The organism is Bradyrhizobium sp. SZCCT0153 (genome assembly GCF_018129995.1).
Classification (GTDB): Bacteria; Pseudomonadota; Alphaproteobacteria; order Rhizobiales; family Xanthobacteraceae; genus Bradyrhizobium; species Bradyrhizobium japonicum_G.
This window is the reverse complement of sequence record NZ_JAFCKS010000002.1, coordinates 652,082-674,214: the sequence shown is the minus strand read 5'-3', so window position 1 is coordinate 674,214 and position 22,133 is coordinate 652,082. Positions and strand designations below refer to the sequence as shown.

Below are 22,133 nucleotides of genomic sequence, written 5' to 3'. Positions count from 1 at the left end.
CCTATGCCCAAACCCCGCGTGCGCATCTACACCGACTACAAGAGCCCCTACGCATTCGTGGCGAACAAGCGCCTGTTCGAGTTCGAGGAGACGCACGGCGTCGAGCTCGAATGGCTGCCCTACACGCTACGCATCGCCGAATTCATGGGGACGGTGGAGGAGCGCAAGCCGCATTTCTGGCGCAAGGTGCGCTACGCCTATATGGACGCGCGGCGCTATGCCAATGCGCAGGGGCTTGTCATGAAGGGCCCGAGGCGGATCTACGATGCCTTCTATTCCAGCGTCGGCATGCTGTTCGCGCAAGCCCACGGCTTCTTCCGCCCCTACCACGACACGGTGTTCCGAAAGTTCTGGAGCCATGAGCTGGAGATCGACGATCTCACCGCGATCACGGATGTCATCACGTCGTGCGGCGGCTCGGCGAGCGAGTTCGAGGCCTATGTCAGCGGCCCCGCCCGCGCCGAGCATGACCGCATCATCGACGAGGCCGAAGCGCTCGGCGTGTTCGGCGTGCCGACCATGGTCTTCAACGGCGAGCTGTTCTGGGGCGGCGACCGCATCGACATGCTGATCGAGCGCATCGAGAGACCCGAGACGATCGAAGCCGCACTCGGCAGCCGCCACCGCAAGCCGACATAGTCCTACGCCGCCAGCCCGCTCTCCACGGGCGCGAACTCAAGCCCGAGGCTTTCGGCCACGGCCTTGTTTGTGATCCGGCCGCGATGGACATTGAGGCCGTTGCGCAGATGCGGATTTTCCAGCACCGCGGCAAAGCCCTTGTTCGCGAGCATCAGGCCAAACGGCAGCGTCGCATTGTTCAGCGCCTGGCTGGATGTCACCGGCACCGCGCCGGGCATGTTGGCGACGCAATAATGCACGACGCCGTCGACCTCATAGGTTGGATCGACATGCGTGGTCGCATGGGACGTCTCGAAGCAGCCGCCCTGGTCGATCGCGACGTCGACCAGCACGGCGCCCGGCCGCATCGATTTCAGCATCGCGCGCGTGACGAGCTTTGGCGCGCTGGCGCCCGGCACCAGCACCGCGCCGATCACGACGTCGGCGGCGAACACCTCCTCTTCGACCGATTCGATCGTCGAGAACCGGGTGCGCACGCGCCCGGCAAAGAGATCGTCCAGTTCACGCAAGCGCGGTATGGAGCGGTCGATGACGGTGACTTCGGCGCCGAGCCCTGCAGCCATGCGCGCGGCCTGTGTTCCCACCACGCCGCCGCCGAGCACGACGACCCGCGCCGGCTGAACGCCGGGGACACCGCCCAGCAGCAGCCCGCGTCCGCCAGCCGAACGCCTGAGCGCGGCGCCGGCGGCCTCGATGGCGAGGCGGCCGGCGACTTCGCTCATCGGCGCGAGCAGGGGGAGGCGACCGGCCGCGTCGGTGACGGTTTCATAGGCGATCGCCGTACAGCCGGAGGCAAGCAAGCCCTTGGCCTGTTCGGGATCCGGCGCGAGATGCAGATAAGTAAACAGGATCTGGCCTTCGCGAAGTTGGGCCCACTCAACCTTCTGCGGCTCCTTCACCTTCACGATCAGGTCGGACTTCGCGAAGATATCGTGGGCGCTGTCGGCGATGGAGGCCCCTGCCCGCCGATAGACCTCGTCGGAGGCGCCGATGCCGCTGCCGGCGCCGGTCTCGACCGTCACCTGGTGTCCTGCCGCGCTATATTCGCGGACCGCGCCCGGGGTAAGCCCGACGCGATATTCCTGCACCTTGATTTCCTTGGGCACACCGACGCGCATTCTGGGCTCCTTTTGATTCACTCCGATCATCGTAACGACGTGCCCGGTTTGGTTTCGTGCAAATATCCGCTAGCTTTGCCCTCCCCGCGCCGGTTTCAGGCGCGGAAGTGCCCTTTCACGCTGGAAACCAAACCTTGGCCCTGGACCGGAAAGATCTCGCCATCCTTGCGGAACTCACCACCAATGCGCGGGCCAGCCACACCGAGCTCGCCACCAAGGTCGGCCTGTCGAGCACGGCGCTGGCGCGGCGGCAGAAAACCCTGGAGGACGACGGCTACATCCAGGCCTACCAGGCCGCGCTCGACCTCGCGCAATTCGGCCTCACCACGACGGTGCTGGTCCGGATCGCGCTGGAAAGCCAGAGCGACGAGGCGCTGAAGGCGTTCGAGGCGGAGGTGGTGAAATGCCCCTCCGTCGTGCGCTGCTTCCTGATGTCGGGCAACGACGACTACATCCTGATCGTGCTTGCCCGCGACATCCAGGATTTCGAACGCATCCACCGCACCGAGCTGTCGCGCCTGCCGCGGGTGGCGCGGGTGCAATCGAGCTTCGCGCTACGCGACGTCGTCAACCGCGCGGTGCCGACCGTGGTGTTCGGCGAGGCAAAGCGACAAGGCTGATGGCTTCCGTCGGCACACCCGGCTCGTGACTGGAGAGTTACACGCGCCAGGGAATACGCGAGTTCCCATCACACGCAAGCACCGAGATCAACCGAACGGTTGAAGACACCCCGCGCCTCGCGACCCACACCCGCGTCCTCGGTACGGGTGCCCCCGCCCAGAAGACCACGGCCATCATCTCTGACGTCGATCTCTACGACATTCCCGGCGGGGTCGGGAAAGTGATCGGCGTCCTCCGCAAGGGGCAGAAGTTTCCGCTTGTGGGATGCCGGACGGACGATTGGTGTCAGTTCTCGAACGGCTGGGTGTGGGGTTCCTTCATCATGCGCACTCACGTGCCCTGACCCGCGAACCGCCATTGGCTCATCAACACCGGCCTTTTGGCTCCGTCATAGAACTGTCATCGAATACGCAGAGACCTGTCGGTCCCTGCACATTCGGGACCTGACATGGACTATTTCAAGCGCTTCAACTTCCTCTTCGCCGCACCCGTGTTCGACGCGGACGACCTCGAAGGCATCCGCTTCAACCAGATCATCGAGGAGATCCAGCGCTCCGGCTTCGAGGTGGTCCGGGCCCGCAAGCTGGAGGACGCCGAAATCGCGGTGCAGACCGATGCCGCGATCGGCTGCATGGTGGTGGACTGGGGCAAGAAGGGCCTGGAGGGCAAGACCTCGGCGCTGATCAATCTGATGCGGCGGCGCGGCCTCGATTTCCCGATCATCCTCCTGATCCGGCGCAAGCGCTTCGAGGATCTCCCCGTCGAGGTGCTCGACTTCATCGACGGCTACGTCTTCCTGTCCGAGGAAACCCCGACCTTCATCGCCAAGAACCTGATCAGCCGGCTCAAGCAATATGCCGAGACGCTGAAGACACCGTTCTTCGGCGCGCTGGTCGACTATGCCGAGGAAGGCAACCAGCTGTGGACCTGTCCGGGCCACAATGGCGGCGTGTTCTACAACCGCAGCCCGATCGGCCGGGTCTTCGTCGAGCATCTCGGCGAATCCGTCTTCCGCGACGATCTCGACAATTCCGTGCTCGACCTCGGCGACCTCCTTACCCATGAGGGACCGGCACTGAAGGCGCAGAAGGAAGCCGCCCAGATTTTCGGTGCGGAAAAGACCTATTTCGTGCTCAACGGCACCTCGACCTCGAACAAAGTCGCGCTCGGCGCGCTCGTGACCGACGGCGACCTCGTGCTGTTCGACCGCAACAATCACAAGGCCGCTCATCATGGCGCGCTGATGATCAATGGCGGCGTCCCGGTCTACGTGCCGACCATCCGCAACGCCTGGGGCCTGATCGGCCCGATGCGCTGGGATATGCTCGACGAGAAGGCCTTGCGCGAGGCGATCCGCAACCATCCGCTGGTCACGGACAAGGATGCCTGGCGCAAGGAGCGGCCGTTCCGCGTCGCCGTGGTCGAGCAGTGCACCTATGACGGCACGATCCACAGCGCCGAGATGATCCTGAAGCGCATCGGCCATCTCTGCGAGTACATCCTGTTCGACGAGGCCTGGGCCGGCTTCATGAAGTTCCACCCGCTCTATGCCGGCCGCTTCGCCATGGGGCTTGCGAACCTTTCCCCCGAGGCGCCCGGCATCATCGCGACGCAGTCGACCCACAAGCAGCTCGCGAGCTTTTCACAGGCCTCCTAGATCCACGTCAAGGACCGCCACATCCGCGGCCAGAAGCGGCGCGTCGAGCACCGCCGCTTCAACGAAAGCTTCATGCAGCACGCCTCGACCTCTCCCTTCTATCCGCTGTTCGCCTCGCTCGACGTCGGTGCGCAGATGATGAAGGGCCGCTCCGGCGAGGTGTTGTGGGACGACACGATCCGCCTCGGTATCGAGCTGCGCAAGAAGATCCGCGCGATGCGCCGGGAGTTCGAGGAGAAGGAGCAGAAACCGGACCGGCGCTGGTTCTTCGAACCCTTCGTTCCCGATCGCGTCGCCATTCCCGATGTCAGCCGTCCCGGCGCGGCGCACAATGTCGCCTGGGAAACGCTCTCCACCGACGAGCTCGCCACCAATCCCGCACTGTGGCAGCTCTCTCCCGATACCAACTGGCACGGCTTTCCTGGCCTCAGCGAAGGCTTTGCCATGACCGATCCGAACAAGCTGACGCTGCTCACCCCCGGCTTCGATCGCGCCAGCGGCGCTTATGCCGAGCACGGCATTCCCGCGCCGGTCGTCGCGCAATATTTGCGCGAAAACCGCATCGTCCCCGAGAAGAACGATCTCAACTCCCTGCTCTTCCTGCTCACGCCCGGGGTCGAGGCGAGCAAGGCCGGCACGCTGATCTCCGGTCTCGTCGCATTCAAGAGGCTGCACGACGACAACGCGCTGCTGGCCGACGTGATCCCGGAATTTTATCAGCGGCGACAGGCGCGCTATGCCGGCGTGAGGCTGCGCGACCTCTGCGGCGAGATGCACCGCTTCTTCCGTGCCGCCGATGTCAGCGCGCTCCAGGCTCGGCAGTTCATGCCCGAGCACATGCCCGAGATCGCGATGTCGCCCCGTGATGCCGCGCGTTATTTGTTCCGCAACGACGTCGACTATCTGCCGATCGAGGCGATCGCGGGTCGCATCGCCACCACGCCGTTCGTGGTTTATCCGCCCGGCATTGCCACCATCGTGCCCGGCGAGCGGCTGACGGAACGGGCCAAGCCCATGGTGGATTATCTCAAGATGTTCGAGACCTGCTTCAACACGTTTCCGGGCTTCGATGTGGAAATCCAGGGCGTCTACAAGGAGATCGATGCGCAGGGGCGTATCGGGCTCTATACGTACGTCGTTGCCGAGTAGTTGCCGATGAACGAGACGGCGGTTGCACGTCAGGATGACGAGCCGGTGCTGGTCCGCACCTCACGCGAAAGCGACGTCGAGGCGATGCTGGCGATCTACCGCCATCACGTCCGCACTGGCGTGCCGCGCGACGTCGAGGGAACCGGCGCGCCGGAGCCCGACGATCTGCGCGACCGGCGCAAGAATCTGAAGCAGACGCGCCTGCCGCATCTGGTTGCGACCTATCGCGGCGAAGTGGTGGGCTATGCCTATGCGGTGCTGTTCCGCAAGCGTCCGGCCTATCGCTATACGGCCAAGCACTCGATCTACGTCCACCACGCGCATCTCGGCCGTGGGGTCGGACGGCTGCTGCTCCAGGGAATGATAGACGCCTGTGCCGCGGCCGGCTTCCGCCAGATGATCGGCTATATCGATGCCGACAACGCCCCGTCGCTGGCGCTGCACGAGCGGTTCGGTTTCACGCGCGCCGGCCTGCTCAGCGGTGTCGCCTATCGCCACGGCCGCTGGTCCGACACCGTCATGGTGCAACGGTCGCTCGGCGCCGGGACGACGGCGCCCCCGCCTGTCACGACTCCGGGCCGGTAGGTCTCACGACGGAAAGTCAGCCGGTCTGACCTGGATGCGGTCGGCATGCAACGACCAGTGATGCAACGCCTGGTCCTTGCAAAACCTGGCCTTCGCCCGCTCCCGGGCCTCGTCCTCATCGGAGGCGTCGATCTCGAGCGTGCCTTGGCACACCTCGATCTGCCGGCCGTACTGGCCGAGCACGTCCTTCATGAACCTGACGACATAAGTTGACATGGGACCTCCTGCCTGCCCCGGCGGCACTCTAATCCCATTTAGCCTGACTGCGGGAGGGGGATTTTGACGCGGATCAAGGTGGGAGGGCGGTTCTCGCCACCGTGTCGTTCCGGCGGCCCCTACCCCGGCGTCACCCCGAAGGCCTGCTTGAAACGCTCCGCGTAGACCGGCCAGACCTCCGGATTGATCAGGCGCGGCGGACGCTTGCCGTCCAGCACGTCAAGAACCTGCTCGGCGGCGATCCGGCCCATGTTCTGGCGGGCCTCGATGGTGACGCCTGCGGTATGCGGGCTCGCCAGCACGTTGTCGAGCTGGAGCAGCGGATGCTCCGGCGGCGGCGGCTCCTTGGACCAGACGTCGAGGCCGGCGCCGGCAATACGCTTGTCGCGCAACGCCCCGAGCAGCGCGTCCTCATCATGGATGAAGCCGCGCGCCGTGGTGACGAAATAGGCATGCGGCTGCATCAGCCCAAACTCGCGCACGCTGATCATGTTGCGGCTGCCCTTGTTGAGCGGGCAGGAGATCGAGACGAAATCTGCGCGGCGCAACAGCTCATCGAGCTCGACCTTCTCGCCGCCGCGCTCGGCCATCACCTCGGCCGACAGGTACGGATCATAGGCCAGCACCTTCATGCCGAGCAGGCCCTTGCACAATGCGGCGATGCGGCGGCCGACATTGCCGAGCCCGATGATACCGACGGTCTTGTGTTCGACCTCGTTGCCGACGAGCTCGTTGCGGTTGACGTCGCGCTCGCGGCGCAGGCGGCGATCGGACTGGATGATGCGCTTGGACAAGGTCAGCATCATCGCCAGCGCGTGCTCGGCCACGGAATGGGCGTTGCCGCCGGACTGGTTGACGACCAGCACGCCCGCGTCCGTGCAGGCCTCGACGTCGACCGGATCGAATCCGGCGCCGTTGCTGGAGACGAGCAGCAGGTTCGGCGTCCGCTTCAGGAAGGCGGCGTCGACATGGAAATGAGGCGCGAGCTCGTCGCGGGCGGCGCCGATCTGGTAGACATGGGCGGCACTGATGATCGGCGCGTAGAAATCCTCGGGGCTCTCGTTCTCGATGCGATCGAGCCGGACGTCGGGCCGCGCCTTCAGGATGTCGATGTAGATCGGATTGGCCAAATAATTGGAGTAGAAGACGCGCTTGCTGTTGACGGACATCAGGACCCTTCCGGCTCTCTCGAGGAGATCCGCAAGGCCGGCGCATCGAGCACCCCTTCCATGCGTCCCTCCGCTTTTTTTCGTTGCCGCCCCCTATGACATGGCGGTGCCGGCCGCGGCAGGCCATCTGGCGCAGATCACGGTCCGGCCCGGACATGTTGACAATCCGGCCCGCCGCGTCAAGTTCGGCAGACCGCCGTGACGTCCGAAAAACCAAGAAGCATGCGCGGCTGAAGGGAGAACGCAATGGCGATTGCGGAACAGCAGTCCTCGCCCCAGGCGAAACAGGAGTCGAGCGACAGGAGCTGGCACGGCATCGTGCAGCAAACCCTGAAGCGGAACGAGATCAGCCTGATCCCCTACGTGCCCGACCGCGTGCTGACGCCGCTGATCAAGAACCTGCACGCCGATCCGTTCTTCACCACCTTTGCCACCGCCCGCGAGGAGGAGGCCGTCGGCATCGTCTCGGGCGCCTGGATGGGCGGACGACGCGGAGCAGTGCTGATGCAGACGTCCGGCTTTGCCACGCTCGCCAACGTGCTGGCCTCGCTCGCGGTGCCCTACCAGATTCCGCTGATCATGTTCGTCTCCGAGCGCGGCACGCTCGGCGAGTTCAACTACGGCCAGTCGCTGGTCTGCCGCACCATGCGTCCGGTGCTGGATTCGCTGGCGCTCGAACACCACACCATCACCCGGCTCGACGAACTCGAATTCATTGCGGACCGCTCGATCAAGCAGGCCGTCACCACGCAGGCGCCGGTGGCGCTGATCCTCAACCCGCTGCTCACCGGCGGCAAGACTTTCGACAAGTGAGGTCGGCCAAATGAGTTCTAAAATGAACACGCGCAATACCAAGGTGATGAACCGCTTCGATGTGACCTCGCGCCTGATCGCAAAACTCAAGCACGAGGAAGCCGTGATCGGCGGCATCGGCAACACCAATTTCGACCTCTGGGCCGCCGGCCATCGCCCGCAGAATTTCTATATGCTGGGCAGCATGGGCCTCGCTTTCCCGATCGCGCTGGGCGTGGCGCTGGCGCAGCCCGATCGCCGCGTCTTCGCGCTCGAAGGCGACGGCTCGCTGCTGATGCAGCTCGGCGCGCTCTCGACCATCGCGGCCTTGAAGCCGAAGAACCTCATCATGATCGTGATGGACAACGGCATCTACCAGATCACCGGCGCGCAGCCGACGCCGGCGTCCAGCGTGGCCGACATCGTCGCCATCGCTGCCGGGTCGGGCCTTGGCAACAGCGCCTGGGCGGCGGACGAGGAGGATTTCGAGCGGCTGGTCGACGAGGCCATGGCGGCTGGCGAGCCCAGCCTGATCGCCGTCCGCATCGACGACAAGCCGGGCGTGGGGGCCACCCGCAGGGATCCCGTGCAGATCCGGGAACGCTTCATGCACGGGCTCGGCGTGCGCGAGCCACTTTAAAGTTTCGTCATTAACTACACGGCGATCTGATGCCGGCGCCCCGGCAGGCTGCTGCAATCCGTGCTAAGCGGATCGGATGTCCATTTTGGTTCGCTCCTCCGCCTGGCTGCTTGCCGCCGCCGTCGCCTTTGCAACCCTCGGCCCGCCCGGCCTGCGGCCCCATTCCGACCTCGGCCAGGACGGCGAACATGCCCTTGCGTTCATCCTGGTGGGATTCGCCTTCGGCCTCGCCTACCGGAGCCGCCGGACGTCCGTCGCGGCCATCTCGGTGGTCCTGATCGGCCTGCTCGAGCTGATGCAATTCTGGGCGCCGGGACGGCACGCGCGGCTCGAGGACTTTCTGGTCGATGCCGGCACCGCCTGCGTCGGCTTCACGCTCGCGGCCATCGCCGATTGGGTCAGGACCCGGTTTCGCGCAAATTCGGCCCTGACAAGCCAAGGCCCCGCGGAGTGATGCTCCGCAGGGCCCGCCTCTTCAAAGCTCAACGTCCGATCAGTCGATGATCTTGACGACGCGGCGTGTGCGCGGCTCCACGATCACGCGGCGATCGTTCACAACCGCATAACGATATTCGGTGTAGTTGGGCACGGGGCGCAGCACCACGGTCGCGGGCAGCGGCTCGCCGACCACGACGCGCTCGTGAACCACCACGGAGTCATCGCGCGGGATTCCACCCAGGATCGCATTCGGGATTTCCAGGCCAGCACCGACGGCCGCACCGACCGTGCCGCCGACCATGGCTCCGACCGGGCCGCCAATGTCGCCGCCAGCGCGTGCGCCGTTCCTGGCGCCTTGTTCGGTCGTCGACTGAGCAAAGGCTGCACTCGACGCCAGCAGTGACGCGGCAACCAACGAAATCGCAAGACGGGTTTTCATGTGCTTATGTCTCCAGTGATTGTCCTGCGCTCACAACCCGCGGGGCCGGACCATTGTTCCGGTTCCCGCGTGACGAAAGACAGGCCAAATCTGGCAAATCTGGAGAGTGTTACTGTGTAACACTTACACCGCCGAAATCTCGTGCCCTGCCATCAGTTCCAGCGCGCGCACCATCGCCGAGTGGTCCCAACCCTTGCCGCCATGCGCGGTGCAGGACGAGAACAATTGCTGCGCCACTGCCGTGCTCGGCAGCGACAGGCCGAGCGCGCGGGCGCCTTCGAGCGCGAGGTTGAGATCCTTCTGGTGCAGCTCGATGCGAAAACCCGGATCGAAATTGCGCTTCACCATGCGCTCGCCATGCACCTCGAGAATGCGCGACGACGCAAAGCCGCCCATCAGTGCCTGCCGCACCAGCGCCGGATCCGCGCCGGCCTTCGATGCGAACAGCAGCGCTTCGCTCACCGCCTCGATCGTCAGCGCGACGATGATCTGGTTGGCTACCTTCGTCGTCTGGCCATCACCATTGGCGCCGACCCGGGTGACGTTCTTGCCCATCCTGTCGAAGACCGGCTTCATGGTGCCAAAGGCGCGCTCGGGGCCGCCGACCATGATGGTGAGGCTCGCCGCCTTGGCACCGACCTCCCCGCCCGACACCGGGGCGTCGAGATAATCCGCGCCGAGTGCCTCGATCTTCTTTGCGAACTCTTTCGTTGCGAGCGGCGAGATCGAGCTCATGTCGACCACGATCTTGCCCTTGGAGATACCACTGGCAACGCCGTCCTTGCCGAACAGCACGGCTTCCACATGCGGCGTATCCGGCACCATGATGATGACGGCATCGGCCTCCTCCGCGACCTCCTTGCCCGACTTGCAGGCGACACCGCCGGCCGCGATCAGCTCGGGCGGGACCGGGGCGACGTCATGCAGGAGAACGCGATGACCAGCGGCCAGAAGATGGCCGGCCATCGGCCGTCCCATGGTGCCAAGTCCGATGAAGCCGATTTCGATCATGGTTTTGGTTTCTCTCAGTTGCATTAGTGAAGTTTCATCCACGCGCTCGGTGCTCCTCTCCCGCTTGCGGGAGAGGTCGGCGCAGAGCGCCGGGTGAGGGCTCCTTCCACCGGGGATTTTCTCAGTGCACCTCAACGAGCCCTCCCCTCTCCCGCAGGTGGGAGAGGGAGCGCACCGTCGCTGCGGCTACAGTTTCACGTCTCGAATGTCTGCGCGGCGTGCCAGGACAGGCCTTCCAGCGTCGTGGTGCGCGGCTTGTATTCGCAGCCGATCCAGCCGCGATAACCGATCGCGTCGAGGTGGCGGAACAGGAACGGATAGTTGATCTCGCCGGTGCCGGGCTCGTGGCGGCCGGGATTGTCGGCGAGCTGGATGTGCGCGATCCGGGGCAGATATTCCTGCATGGTGCGGGCAAGATCGCCCTCCATGATCTGCATGTGATAGATGTCGTACTGGATGAAGAGATTGTTCGACCTCACCTCGGAGATCAGCTGCACTGCCTGTTCGGTACCGTTGAGGTGGAAGCCGGGAATGTCGAGCGTGTTGATCGGCTCGACCAGCAGCTTGATGTTCTCCCGCGCCAGCGTCGAGGCGGCGAAGCGCAGGTTCCCGACCAGCGTCTCGTTGAGCTCGCGCGGATCGGCGTCGACAGGCGCGATGCCGACCAGGCAGTTGAGCTGCTCGCAATCGAGCGCCTTGGCATAGTCGATAGCGCGGAACACGCCGTCGCGGAATTCGGCGACGCGATCAGGCAGGATCGCGATGCCGCGCTCACCCGCTGCCCAGTTTCCGGCTGGCAGATTGTGCAGCACCTGCGTCAGCCCATGGTCATCGAGCTGCTCGCGCAACAGCGCCTTGTCGAAATCATAGGGGAAGAGGTACTCCACCCCGGAAAAGCCCGCCGCCTTCGCCGCGGCAAAGCGGTCGACGAACGGCATCTCGTTGAAGAGCATGGTGAGGTTGGCGGCAAATTTCGGCATGATGCTGTGCTCCTACTCTGCCGGCTGCAACACGCCCGGCCGCGCCCGCTCGACCTCGTCGAGTGGCAGATCCAGCACCTCCTCGAACTCGACGATGTTGTCGATCTCCGTGCCCATCGCGATGTTGGTGACGCGTTCGAGGATGAACTCGACCACCACGGGCACGCGATGCTTCGCCATCAGCTCGCGCGCGGTCGCGAATGCGGCCTGCGAGTCCTTCGGGTCGGTGACGCGGATCGCCTTGCAGCCGAGCCCCTCGGCGACTGCGACATGGTCGACGCCGTAGCCGCCGAGTTCGGGCGCGTTGATGTTCTCGAAGGAGAGCTGGACGTGGTAGTCCATGTCGAAGCCGCGCTGGGCCTGACGGATCAGGCCGAGATAGGAATTGTTCACGACGACGTGGATGTAGGGCAGATTGAACTGCGCGCCGACCGCCAGCTCCTCGATCAGGAACTGGAAGTCGTAGTCGCCGGAGAGCGCGACGATGGCGCGATCGGGACACGCCGCACGCACACCGAGCGCGGCGGGCAGCGTCCAGCCGAGCGGACCTGCCTGCCCCGCATTGATCCAGTTGCGCGGCTTGTAGACACCCAGAAACTGCGCGCCGGCGATCTGCGACAGGCCGATCACGGTAACATAGGTGGTATCGCGGCCGAAAGCCTTGTTCATCTCCTCGTAGACGCGCTGCGGCTTGATCGGGACGTTGTCGAAATGGCTCTTGCGCAGCATCGATCGCTTGCGATCGCGGCAGGCCGCGGGCCACGCCTGGCGCTCGCGGAGCCTGCCCGACCGGCGCCACTCCCTGGCGACGGCGACGAAGAGTTCAAGCGCGGCCTTGGCGTCCGAGACGATGCCGAGATCGGGATTGAACACCCGCCCGATCTGGGTCGGCTCGATGTCGACATGCACGAAGGTGCGGCCCTTGGTGTAGGTCTCGACCGAGCCGGTGTGACGGTTGGCCCAGCGGTTGCCGATACCGAGCACGAAATCGGATTCGAGCATCGTGGCGTTGCCGTAGCGGTGGCTGGTCTGAAGGCCGACCATGCCGGCCATCAGCACGTGGTCGTCGGGGATGGCGCCCCACCCCATCAATGTCGGCACTACCGGCACGTTCGCGATCTCGGCGAATTCGACCAGGAGGTCCGAGGCGTCGGCGTTGATGACGCCGCCACCCGCGACGATCAGCGGACGCTCGGCGGCGTTGAGCATGTCCAGCGCCTTCTCGACCTGCTTGCGCGTCGCGGCTGGCTTGTAGACCGGCAGCGGCTCATAGGTCTCGTCGTCGAACTCGATCTCGGCGAGTTGCACGTCGAGCGGCATGTCGATCAGCACCGGTCCCGGCCGCCCCGAGCGCATCACGTGAAACGCCTGGCTGAACACGCGCGGCACCAGCGCCGGCTCGCGCACCGTCACCGCCCATTTGGTCACGGGCTTTGCGATCGACTCGATATCCACCGCCTGAAAATCCTCCTTGTAGAGCCGTGCGCGCGGCGCCTGGCCGGTGATGCAGAGGATCGGAATGGAATCGGCGATCGCCGAATAGAGCCCGGTGATCATGTCGGTTCCCGCCGGCCCCGACGTGCCGATGCAGACGCCGATATTGCCGGCCTTCGCCCGCGTGTAGCCCTCGGCCATGTGCGAGGCGCCCTCGACATGGCGCGCAAGAATGTGGCGGATCGAGCCGCGCTTCTTCAGCGCCGAGTAAAGCGGGTTGATCGCAGCCCCGGGAACGCCGAAGGCGGTCGAGATACCTTCCTTCTCCAGGATACGCACGGCAGCATCGATAGCTCGCATCTTCGCCATATCGGACCTCGCTCAGGTTGCGTCAGCGAGCGGGATCATCAGGCGCGCAAGATGCGATCTCAACGAGATCGATTTTATTTTCCACGATGCGGCAGCCGCGGAAAAATCGCGGCGGCTTCAGTCAGTTAGGCGAAGACAGGCGTGAAAGCGGATCACTCGAACAGCGGCGCCAGCTCCATCTGCGGCACCAGCACGAGGCCCTTGTCGGTGATGCGAATTTCCGGAATGACCGATAGCGGAATCAGATTGAAGCCCATGTAGGGGATGGTGCAGCCGGCTTCCGCCCATTCCTTCTTCAACACCTTAACCTCTTCGGCCACCTCGGTGACGCGCTTGTCGGACAGCAGGCCGGCGATCGGCAGCGGAACCAGCGCCCTCACCTTGCCGTCGGCGACGACACAGACGGCGCCCTGGTGTTGCTTGATCGCGGCAATCGCCACTTGCATGTCGCCCTCGTTGGTGCCGGCAACGATGATGTTGTGGCTGTCGTGCCCGACGCTGGAAGCGACCGCGCCCCGCTTCAGGCCAAAGTCCTTCAGCAGGCCATAGGCGACGTTGCCGGCGGATTTGCCGTGGCGCTCGACCACCGTGACGAAGCACAGGCCATAGCGCGCGAACAGCGACGGCCAGTCCTTTGCGGGCTCGATCGCGACCTTCTCGTGGATCAGCGTGATGCCCGGCAGTGCGGTCCTGATCGCGTTGACGGTGCAGGCCTTGGCCGGCAGCGCCGGCGTCAGCTTGACCTTCTCGGGCAGCTTCACGGTCGCATAGGCCGCCTTTGGATATTGATAGCGCTGCGACAGCGCCTGATCGAGCCGGGAGGTGATCTTGCGGTTCTCGACCACGAGCTCGCCGCCATACCAGGTGCATTGCGGCTTTAGATTGTCGTCCGTCAGCACCAGATCGGCGCGGCGGCCACCGCCGAGCCCGCCGATGTCGCTGTCCATGTTGAAGCGCGTCGCGCCATGCAGCGAGCCCATCGACCATGCTTGCTCGGGCGACATCCCCGCTTTCACGGCCTCGCGCACCACCCAGTCGAGACCGAACAGAAGGAGGTCGTCGGCATCGCGGTCGTCGGTGCACACCGCGGTGCGCTTGTGCGAGGCGCCGAGCTCGGTGATGGTCCGGATCGCCTGCGGCAGCGAGTGCCACGGCGTAGTCGGCGGTCCCCCGCGCAGGAAGACCCAGACGCCGGCATCGAGCAAATCGTCGGCGATGTCGCGGTCGATCGCCTCGTGCGTATCGGTGACGCCAGACGCCGCATAGGCCGCCACAAACTCGCGGCCGTAGACGTGTCCGGACACCGGGCGTCCGCGCTTCAAGGCGGCGGCGAGGATCGCATGACTGCGCTCGTCGCCCATGGCGACAGGCACGAAATCCATCTTCTCGCCGAGCGCGACGGCTTCCGGCCAGCGGTCGAACAGGGCGGCGATCTTGTCGGGCGTGAGATCGCCGCCGGCGGTCTCCAGTTCCGCCGACGTGGCCGGCACCGTCGACGGCACCGTCAGGAAGATCGAGAGCGGCGCCTCGCGCGCATCCTCGAGCATCGCCTCGACGCCGGCGACGTCCATGACGTTGCCGATCTCGTGGCTGTCGCAGAAGATCGTGGTGGTGCCGTTGAGGAGCGCGGCCTCGGCATAGGCGCAGGCCGTCACCATCGAGGATTCGATGTGGATGTGCGGGTCGACCAACCCCGGCGCGATAATGCCGCCGGCCGCGTCATAAACCGCAACGTCGCTCCACACCTTCCTGGCCATGCCGGCCGGCTTCACGGCAGCGATGCGGCCACCGGTGATCCAGACCTCCCGCCCGGGATGAATGCGTTCCGAATAGGTCGAGAGCACCCGCGCGCCGGTGACGACGAGATCCGGCCCGAGACGCGCGGAAGCGACATCGGCCAGACGCCGGGTCATCGAATGCAGGGGTGCGACGGCGAAGCGGGTGAGTTTGGTCATCGGGACCCTCGCATGGCGTTATGGCCACGCGATGGTTACGCCCTGCGCCGGACCGGGCAAGCGCAAATATAACGGCAGGTCCTGCTTACGCCTTGGGCGGCGAACCGCCTGGCGTCCCTGGCCTTGCAGGTCTGCGCGAGTTCCGCCGTCTCGGGGCTGGTGCGGCAGCGGGCTTGACCCGGATCCGCATCGACCTCCCATTCTGCTCGTCGATCTCGAAGGAATTCGTCTTTCGCACGAGGTCACTCAGCTTGCGGAAGCCGAACGTTCTCGGATCGAAATCGGAAGCGAGGTTGGCAAGCTGGCGGCCGACTTCCCCGAGCGTCACCCAGCCGTCCTCGCTCTCCATCTGGGTAATGACCTTCTTGATGATGGGGGTCGCCGCATCAAGCGGCTGAAGCGACGCCGATCTCGAGGCGGCCTCCTGTGTGTTCGCCGGGGCGGCCAGCAGGTTCTCCGTGTAGACGAACCTGCGGCAGGCTTGCCGGAAGCTCTCCGGCGTCTTCTGCTCGCCGAACCCGAAGACGTCGATGCCCTGCTCCCGGATGCGGGCGGCCAGGCGGGTAAAGTCGCTGTCGGACGACACCAGGCAAAAGCCGTCGAACCGGCCGCTGTGAAGCAGGTCCATGGCGTCGATGACCAGGGTGATGTCGGACGCATTCTTCCCAGTCGTATAGGCAAACTGCTGCTGCGGGATGATGGCGTGTTTGGACAGGATGTCGGCCCAGCCCCTGGACCTGGCATTGGAGAAATCGCCGTAGATGCGGCGAACGCTGGCCTCGCCGATCTTGGCAATCTCCTCGAACAGTCCATCCGCGATCTTGGCGGACGCGTTGTCGGCATCGATCAGGACGGCAAGACGGGGCGAACGGAGCTCGGACGGCATGACATTCCCCAAAAGGATGCGACAACGGTTGATCGATATACCGATGTTGGGGCTCTTGCCGCCAGACCTGATTTTTCAAGAGGCGCGCCGGAACGCAAACTCTGCTCAATCCGGCTTGGCCGCCGGCATCACGCCGCCCAGTGCCGCCGTCAGTTCCGCCGCCACATCCCGCACCACGCGGCCGATCTCCGGCAGCCGGGCGTCGGTGACGCGGCTGGTCAGACCTGAGACGGAGATCGCGGCGAGCGGCTCGGCGAGCGCATTGTAGACCACGGCGGCGACGCAGCGCAGACCCATCTCGGCCTCTTCGTCGTCCACCGCAAAACCTTGCTTCCGGATCGTCGCGAGTTCCTTGAAGAGGTCGCTCGGACGCACGATGGATTTCTCCGTCAGGCGCGGCATGCCGTGATGACGGATGACGGCGCCGACGTCCTCGTCGGAATAGGTCGCGAGCACCGCCTTGCCGACGCCCGACGTCACCATGGGAACGCGGCCGCCGACCTTGGTCAGCGAGCGCATGATCTCGCGGCTCTCCATGCGCGTCAGCACGATGATGAACTCGTCGTCGACGACAGCGAGATTGGCGGTTTCACGGGTGAGATCGCGCAGCTTGCGCAGGTACGGAATCGCCTGCGCCGTGAAATTGCGCCGCCGGGCAAAACTCGCGCCCACCGTGAAGCTGCGCACGCCGACATGCCATTTGGATTCGGCACGGTCGAACTGCACGAAGCGGCGGCTTTCCAGCGTGGCGAGCAGGCGGTGGACGGTGGAGGCCGACAGGCCGGTCCGCACGGCGAGGTCGCTGAGGCGATAGCCCTCGTCGTCTTCGGCGAGCGTCTCGAGGATCGACAGCGCGCGGTCGACGGACTGCACGCCGCCGTCGCGCGCCTCGTGATCGGCCTCCACGGGCGACCTGGGCTCGAGCGATTTGCGCCGGATCACGTTCTTGCTCATCGCGACCTGACTGTTCTCACCTCTCCCCGCACGCGGGGAGAGGTGAATGGGTATCGTCGTCTCAGAGCAGCCCTGCCCCGCGCGCCCATTTGTACTTGGCGCCTAGGACCTCGACCGGCAGTTCGGTCGAGTAGGCATAGGCCGGGATACCGTTCTGGTACAGATATTCGGCAGCTTCCTCGACCTCGACGTCGCCGGCGAGCGAGGCCACGATCGGCTTCACGAAACCCTTGGCCTCCATCTCCTTCTTCACCTCGACCATGTTGCGGGCGAACACCATCGGCGGCGTGACGATGGTGTGCCAGTAGCCGAGGATCAGCGAGTGGATGCGTTCATCCGACAGGCCGAGCTTGACCGTGTTGACATAGGTGATCGGCGGCTCGCCGCCGGTGATGTCCACGGGATTGCCGGCCGCGCCGAACGGCGGGATGAACTTGCGGAAGGCCGCATCCAGATCCGGCGGCATCGACATCAGCGACAGGCCGTTGTCGACGCAGGAGTCCGACAGCAGCACGCCCGAGCCGCCGGCACCGGTGATGATCAGCACGTTCTCGCCCTTCGGCGTCGGCAGCACCGGCACGCCGCGGGCGAATTCGAGCAGTTGCCGCAGGCTGCGGGCGCGGATCACGCCGGACTGCGCCAGGACGTCCTCGTAGATCTTGTCGTTGCCGGCGAGCGCGCCGGTGTGCGACGAGGCCGCCTTGGCGCCGGCCGAGGTGCGGCCGGCCTTGAGCACGACGACCGGCTTCTTCCTGGAGACGCGCTTGGCGGCTTCCGCGAAGGCGCGGCCGTCCTTGAGATCCTCGCAATGCTGAGCGATCAGGTTCGTGTTCGGGTCCTGCTCGAAGAAAGCGAGCAGATCGTCCTCGTCAATGTCGGACTTGTTGCCGAGGCCGACGATCGCGGACACGCCCATCTTGGCCGAGCGCGAGAAGCCGATGATGGCCATGCCGATGCCGCCCGACTGCGAGGACAGCGCCGCGTGGCCCTTGACGTCGTAGGCGGTGCAGAAGGTCGCGCAGAGATTGGCGGGCGTATAGTAGAAGCCGTAGATGTTCGGCCCCATCAGGCGGATGTCGTACTTCTTGCCGATCTCGACGATCTCGGCCTGCAGCTCGGGCGCGCCGGCTTCGGCGAAGCCCGACGGGATCAGAACCGCACCCGGGATTTTCTTCTCACCGCATTCAACGAGCGCGCCGGCAACGAACTTGGCGGGGATCGCGAACACCGCGGTGTCGATCACGCCCGGTACGTCCTTGACGCTCCTGTAGGCCTTGTAGCCGAGAATCTCCGGTGCTTTCGGGTGGATCGGATAGATCTCGCCCTTGTAGCCGCCGTTGATCAGGTTCTTCATCACGGAGTTGCCGATCTTGCCGTCCTCGGCGGAGGCGCCGATCACGGCGACGCCCTTCGGCTGCATGATACGGCTCATGGCCGCGACGATCTCTTCGGTCGGGCGCGGCTTCGGCTTGGGCACATAGGCGAAATCGACGACGATGCGGACGTCGGCGGCGATCGCGTCCTTCGCCGTCGCAAACACCGGGTTGAGATCGAGCTCGACGATTTCAGGGAAATCGGTGACGAGCTGCGAGACCTTAACGATCACATCGGCCAGCGCCGTGCGGTTTACCGGCTCTCCGCCGCGAACGCCCTTCAAGATCTCATGCGCCTGGATGCCGTCGAGCATCGAGAGCGCATCTTCCCTGGTCGCCGGCGCGAGGCGGAAGGTGATGTCCTTCAGCACTTCGACCAGCACGCCGCCGAGGCCGAAGGCGACGAGCTTGCCGAACGAGCCGTCGGTGATCGAGCCGACGATCACCTCGGTGCCGCCGGCCAGCATCTGCTGGACCTGGACGCCTTCGATCTTGGCGTCGGACTTGTACTTCCTGGCGTTGCCGAGAATGGTCTCGTAGGCCTTCTCGGCATCCTGCGCCGTCTTGAGGCCGACGATGACTCCGCCGGCTTCGGTCTTGTGGAGAATGTCCGGCGAGACGATCTTCATCACCACCGGGAAGCCCATCGAGGAGGCCATCTTGCCGGCCTCGCCGGCCGACTTCGCCACGCCTTCCTTCGGCACCGGAATGACGTAGGCGTCGCAGACCAGCTTGCCTTCCGGCGCCGTCAGGCTGGTGCGGTTGTCCGCCTTGACCTGGTCGAGCACCTTGCGGACGGCATCTTTGGAATTGGACATGTGGCTTCTCCCTTGACCTCGGTTCGTTCTTTTCAAAGCGCGCGCGTGTGCGGCTGCCCGTGATGCTTGCCATTCGCCGCGCTCTGTTCCATGTCGCGGAATGGAGTGGCATAAAGCCGAGGCTACTCCGCCGCTTTGGATCAAAAATGGCTGGCGATGGCATTTGGTATGCCAGAAGCCAATTTGTCAAGCGACCGCATTGCCTAGAATGCCGCAAAAAATAGGCAGCTTGACATTCTGGCATTTGGTATGCCAAAAACTTTCCAGTTAATAATCCTGTAAAAGACGACTCCCACTGGAGGAGATTCGTCGTGTCACTGCGGAAACCAACCAAGGCGTTGCCGAACATGGCCGAGGCAGATATCGCAATCGTTCGTATTGCCCCGGAGAGCAGCTTCAAGAACAAGGCGTATGACGCCTTGAAGGAAGCCATCCTCAAGATGGACATCTACTCGACGCCCGAGCCGGTGATGCTCGACGAGCGAGCGCTGTCCGAACGCCTCGGTGTGAGCCGCACACCGATCCGCGAAGCCATTGCGATGCTCGAGCAGGACGGTTTCGTGAAGACCGTTCCGCGCCGCGGCATCATGGTGGTGCGCCGGACCAAGAGCGAGATCGTCGACATGATCCGCGCCTGGGCGGCGCTGGAGAGCATGGCGGCCCGCCTCATCACCACCACCGCGCGCAAGAAGGACATCACGGCGCTGCGCGACTACTTCAAGGATTTCAGCAAGGACCGCCTGCCCGAGGATCACGTCGAGGAATATTCGCGCGCCAACATCGCCTTCCACCAGGCACTGATCTCGCTGTCGGAATCGCCGGTGCTGGTCGACCTCACCAATGACCTCTTGCTGCACGTGCGCGGCTACCGGCAACTGACGATCGGACGCAAGGATCGCACCGCGACCTCCCTGCCCGAGCATATGGGCATGATCGAAGCCCTGGAGGCGCGCGATACCGACCTCGCCGAGAAGCGCGCTCGCGACCACACCCTTGGCCTTGCAGCTTACGTCGAAGCGCACGGTCAGGAACTCTTCTAGCAACGTTCACCAGAAGGGCGAGCAATTCGCCCACAAAGCCTAAACGGCATCTTGAGACCAGGGAGACAAGGCCCATGCTGAATACCGCGACCAAGTCCGAAGCACCGGGCACCGAGCAGGAACTGACGGATGGCTTTCATCTCGTCATCGACGCGCTCAAGCTGAACGGCATTACTACCATCTATAATGTGCCGGGCATCCCGATCACGGATTTGGGCCGCATGGCGCAGGCCGCCGGCATTCGCATGATCTCGTTCCGTCACGAGCAGAACGCCGGTTACGCGGCGGGCATCGCCGGCTTCCTCACCAAGAAGCCCGGCATCTGCCTCACCGTCTCCGCGCCCGGCTTCCTCAACGGTCTCACCGCACTCGCCCACGCCACCACCAACTGCTACCCGATGATCCTGATCTCGGGCTCCTCCGAGCGCGAGATCGTCGACCTCCAGCAGGGCGACTACGAGGAGATGGACCAGCTCGCTATTGCCAAGCCCCTGTGCAAGGCGGCCTATCGCGTGCTGCACGCCCAGGACATCGGTATCGGCCTTGCCCGCGCCATCCGCGCCGCGGTCTCGGGCCGTCCGGGCGGTGTCTATCTCGACCTGCCGGCAAAGCTGTTCGGCCAGGTGATGAACGCCGATGCCGGCCAGAAGTCGCTGGTCAAGGTGATCGACGCTGCGCCCGCGCAGATCCCCTCGCCCGCTTCGATCAAGCGCGCGCTCGACGTGCTCAAGGCGGCGAAGCGTCCCCTGATCATCCTCGGCAAGGGCGCTGCCTACGCGCAGGCCGACGAGGAGATCAAGACCTTCGTCGAGAAGAGCGGCATCCCGTTCCTGCCGATGAGCATGGCCAAGGGCCTCCTCTCCGATACCCATCCGCAATGCGCAGGTGCTGCGCGCTCCACGGTGCTGAAAGATTCCGACGTCGTGCTGCTGATCGGCGCGCGGCTGAACTGGCTGCTCTCGCACGGCAAGGGCAAGAACTGGGGCGACGCACCCAAGAAGTTCATCCAGGTCGACATCGAGCCGCGGGAGATGGACTCCAACGTCGAGATCGTCGCGCCCGTCGTCGGCGACATCGGCTCGGTCGTCTCGGCCTTCAACCAGGCGATGGCCTCCGGCTGGAGCGTCCCGCCCGCCGAATGGACCAAGGCGATTTCGACCAAGCGCGAAGAGAACGTCGCCAAGATGGCGCCGAAGCTCATGAACAACAAGTCGCCGATGGACTATCACGGCGCGCTCGGCGTGCTGAAGAACGTCATCAAGGAGTATCCCGAGGCGATCCTCGTCAACGAGGGCGCCAACACGCTCGACCTCGCCCGCGGCGTCATCGACATGTACAAGCCGCGCAAGCGTCTCGACGTCGGCACCTGGGGCGTGATGGGCATCGGCATGGGCCAGGCGATCGCCGCGACCCTCGAGACCGGCCACCCCGTGCTCGCAGTGGAAGGCGACAGCGCCTTCGGCTTCTCCGGCATGGAGGTCGAGACCATCTGCCGCTACAATTTGCCGATCTGCGTCGTCATCTTCAACAATGACGGCATCTATCGCGGCACCGACGTCAACAGCGTCAACGCCGATCCAGCGACGACGGTGTTCGTCAAGGGCGCGCGCTACGACAAGATGATGGAAGCCTTCGGCGGTGTCGGCGTGAACGCCACCTCGCCCGACGAGCTCAAGCGTGCCGTCAACGAGGCGATGGCCTCGGGCAAGCCGACGCTCATCAACGCGGTGATCGATCCGGCCGCGGGTTCGGAGAGCGGCCGCATCGGCAACCTCAATCCGCAGAGCGTTCTGCAGAAGAAGAAGTAAGTCCCCCCTCAACCCTTTATTCCCTGTGGTTAGCAGGGGCAG

General features: G+C 64.7%; 19 protein-coding genes and 1 pseudogene. 9 read left to right on the top strand and 11 right to left on the bottom strand.

The genetic code is table 11. The features are described from left to right. Window positions 1-3: 3 nt before the first annotated feature. Complete coding sequence (locus JQ572_RS10905; protein ID WP_211383004.1) at window positions 4-639, top strand: 2-hydroxychromene-2-carboxylate isomerase; 636 nt, start codon at window positions 4-6, stop codon at window positions 637-639. Window positions 640-641: 2 nt separating this feature from the next. Here the strand turns inward: JQ572_RS10905 and ald are convergent, their stop codons facing one another. Beyond that, a complete protein-coding gene (gene ald / locus JQ572_RS10900; RefSeq protein WP_211383003.1) occupies window positions 642-1,757 on the bottom strand; it encodes an alanine dehydrogenase in 1,116 nt (371 codons plus the stop codon). Window positions 1,758-1,891: 134 nt separating this feature from the next. Here ald and JQ572_RS10895 point away from each other — a divergent pair, with 134 nt between their 5' ends. The 3 genes and pseudogenes from JQ572_RS10895 (at window position 1,892) to JQ572_RS10885 (ending at window position 5,769) form a co-directional block, all read left to right on the top strand. Then, window positions 1,892-2,377 carry an Lrp/AsnC family transcriptional regulator gene (locus tag JQ572_RS10895; RefSeq protein WP_211383002.1) on the top strand — a complete coding sequence of 162 codons (486 nt, stop codon included), beginning with the start codon at window positions 1,892-1,894 and terminating at the stop codon, window positions 2,375-2,377. A 449-nt stretch (window positions 2,378-2,826) separates the two neighbouring features. Continuing rightward, a pseudogene (locus tag JQ572_RS10890) lies at window positions 2,827-5,184 on the top strand (Orn/Lys/Arg family decarboxylase). A gap of 6 nt (window positions 5,185-5,190) precedes the next feature. Next, complete coding sequence (locus JQ572_RS10885; RefSeq protein WP_211383001.1) at window positions 5,191-5,769, top strand: GNAT family N-acetyltransferase; 579 nt, start codon at window positions 5,191-5,193, stop codon at window positions 5,767-5,769. A gap of 3 nt (window positions 5,770-5,772) precedes the next feature. Here JQ572_RS10885 and JQ572_RS10880 read toward each other — a convergent pair whose 3' ends face one another. Further along, entirely contained in the window at window positions 5,773-5,985 is a 213-nt protein-coding gene (locus JQ572_RS10880) for a hypothetical protein (protein ID WP_211383000.1), read from the bottom strand. Window positions 5,986-6,104: 119 nt separating this feature from the next. Continuing rightward, entirely contained in the window at window positions 6,105-7,154 is a 1,050-nt protein-coding gene (locus tag JQ572_RS10875; protein WP_211382999.1) for a hydroxyacid dehydrogenase, read from the bottom strand. 246 nt (window positions 7,155-7,400) lie between these two features. Between JQ572_RS10875 and JQ572_RS10870 the strand changes: the two genes are divergently transcribed. From JQ572_RS10870 to JQ572_RS10860, 3 genes are all read left to right on the top strand, one after another. Then, complete coding sequence (locus tag JQ572_RS10870; protein ID WP_211382998.1) at window positions 7,401-7,967, top strand: thiamine pyrophosphate-binding protein; 567 nt, start codon at window positions 7,401-7,403, stop codon at window positions 7,965-7,967. A gap of 22 nt (window positions 7,968-7,989) precedes the next feature. Beyond that, window positions 7,990-8,586: a thiamine pyrophosphate-dependent enzyme gene (locus tag JQ572_RS10865; RefSeq protein WP_249128952.1), complete on the top strand. Its 597-nt coding sequence runs from the start codon at window positions 7,990-7,992 to the stop codon at window positions 8,584-8,586. A 76-nt stretch (window positions 8,587-8,662) separates the two neighbouring features. Then, a complete protein-coding gene (locus tag JQ572_RS10860) occupies window positions 8,663-9,040 on the top strand; it encodes a VanZ family protein (protein ID WP_211382996.1) in 378 nt (125 codons plus the stop codon). 39 nt (window positions 9,041-9,079) lie between these two features. On the opposite strand, the gene JQ572_RS10855 is transcribed toward JQ572_RS10860, so the two are convergent. The 8 genes from JQ572_RS10855 to JQ572_RS10820 form a co-directional block, all read right to left on the bottom strand. Continuing rightward, the gene (locus JQ572_RS10855; protein WP_211382995.1) at window positions 9,080-9,463 is read right to left on the bottom strand and encodes a DUF1236 domain-containing protein; all 384 of its coding nucleotides are present in this window, start codon (window positions 9,461-9,463) and stop codon (window positions 9,080-9,082) included. Between the two features lie 123 nt (window positions 9,464-9,586). Beyond that, the gene (locus JQ572_RS10850) at window positions 9,587-10,498 is read right to left on the bottom strand and encodes a 2-hydroxy-3-oxopropionate reductase (RefSeq protein WP_249128951.1); all 912 of its coding nucleotides are present in this window, start codon (window positions 10,496-10,498) and stop codon (window positions 9,587-9,589) included. 170 nt (window positions 10,499-10,668) lie between these two features. Continuing rightward, complete coding sequence (gene hyi / locus JQ572_RS10845; RefSeq protein WP_211382993.1) at window positions 10,669-11,454, bottom strand: hydroxypyruvate isomerase; 786 nt, start codon at window positions 11,452-11,454, stop codon at window positions 10,669-10,671. Between the two features lie 12 nt (window positions 11,455-11,466). Beyond that, window positions 11,467-13,257, bottom strand: a complete 1,791-nt coding sequence (gene gcl, locus JQ572_RS10840; RefSeq protein ID WP_211382992.1) for a glyoxylate carboligase — start codon at window positions 13,255-13,257, stop codon at window positions 11,467-11,469. 152 nt (window positions 13,258-13,409) lie between these two features. Then, window positions 13,410-15,212 carry an adenine deaminase gene (locus tag JQ572_RS10835; RefSeq protein ID WP_211382991.1) on the bottom strand — a complete coding sequence of 601 codons (1,803 nt, stop codon included), beginning with the start codon at window positions 15,210-15,212 and terminating at the stop codon, window positions 13,410-13,412. Between the two features lie 85 nt (window positions 15,213-15,297). After that, window positions 15,298-16,098 (bottom strand): NYN domain-containing protein, encoded by an 801-nt coding sequence (locus tag JQ572_RS10830; protein ID WP_211382990.1) that lies wholly within the window; start codon window positions 16,096-16,098, stop codon window positions 15,298-15,300. A gap of 105 nt (window positions 16,099-16,203) precedes the next feature. Then, a complete protein-coding gene (locus JQ572_RS10825; protein WP_211382989.1) occupies window positions 16,204-17,052 on the bottom strand; it encodes an IclR family transcriptional regulator in 849 nt (282 codons plus the stop codon). 61 nt (window positions 17,053-17,113) lie between these two features. Beyond that, window positions 17,114-19,243, bottom strand: coding sequence for an acetate--CoA ligase family protein (locus JQ572_RS10820; RefSeq protein ID WP_211382988.1), 2,130 nt, complete (start codon window positions 19,241-19,243; stop codon window positions 17,114-17,116). Window positions 19,244-19,590: 347 nt separating this feature from the next. Between JQ572_RS10820 and JQ572_RS10815 the strand changes: the two genes are divergently transcribed. Further along, a complete protein-coding gene (locus JQ572_RS10815; RefSeq protein WP_211383539.1) occupies window positions 19,591-20,283 on the top strand; it encodes a GntR family transcriptional regulator in 693 nt (230 codons plus the stop codon). A 74-nt stretch (window positions 20,284-20,357) separates the two neighbouring features. After that, entirely contained in the window at window positions 20,358-22,091 is a 1,734-nt protein-coding gene (gene oxc, locus JQ572_RS10810) for an oxalyl-CoA decarboxylase (RefSeq protein ID WP_211382987.1), read from the top strand. The last annotated feature ends 42 nt before the right edge of the window (window positions 22,092-22,133 follow it).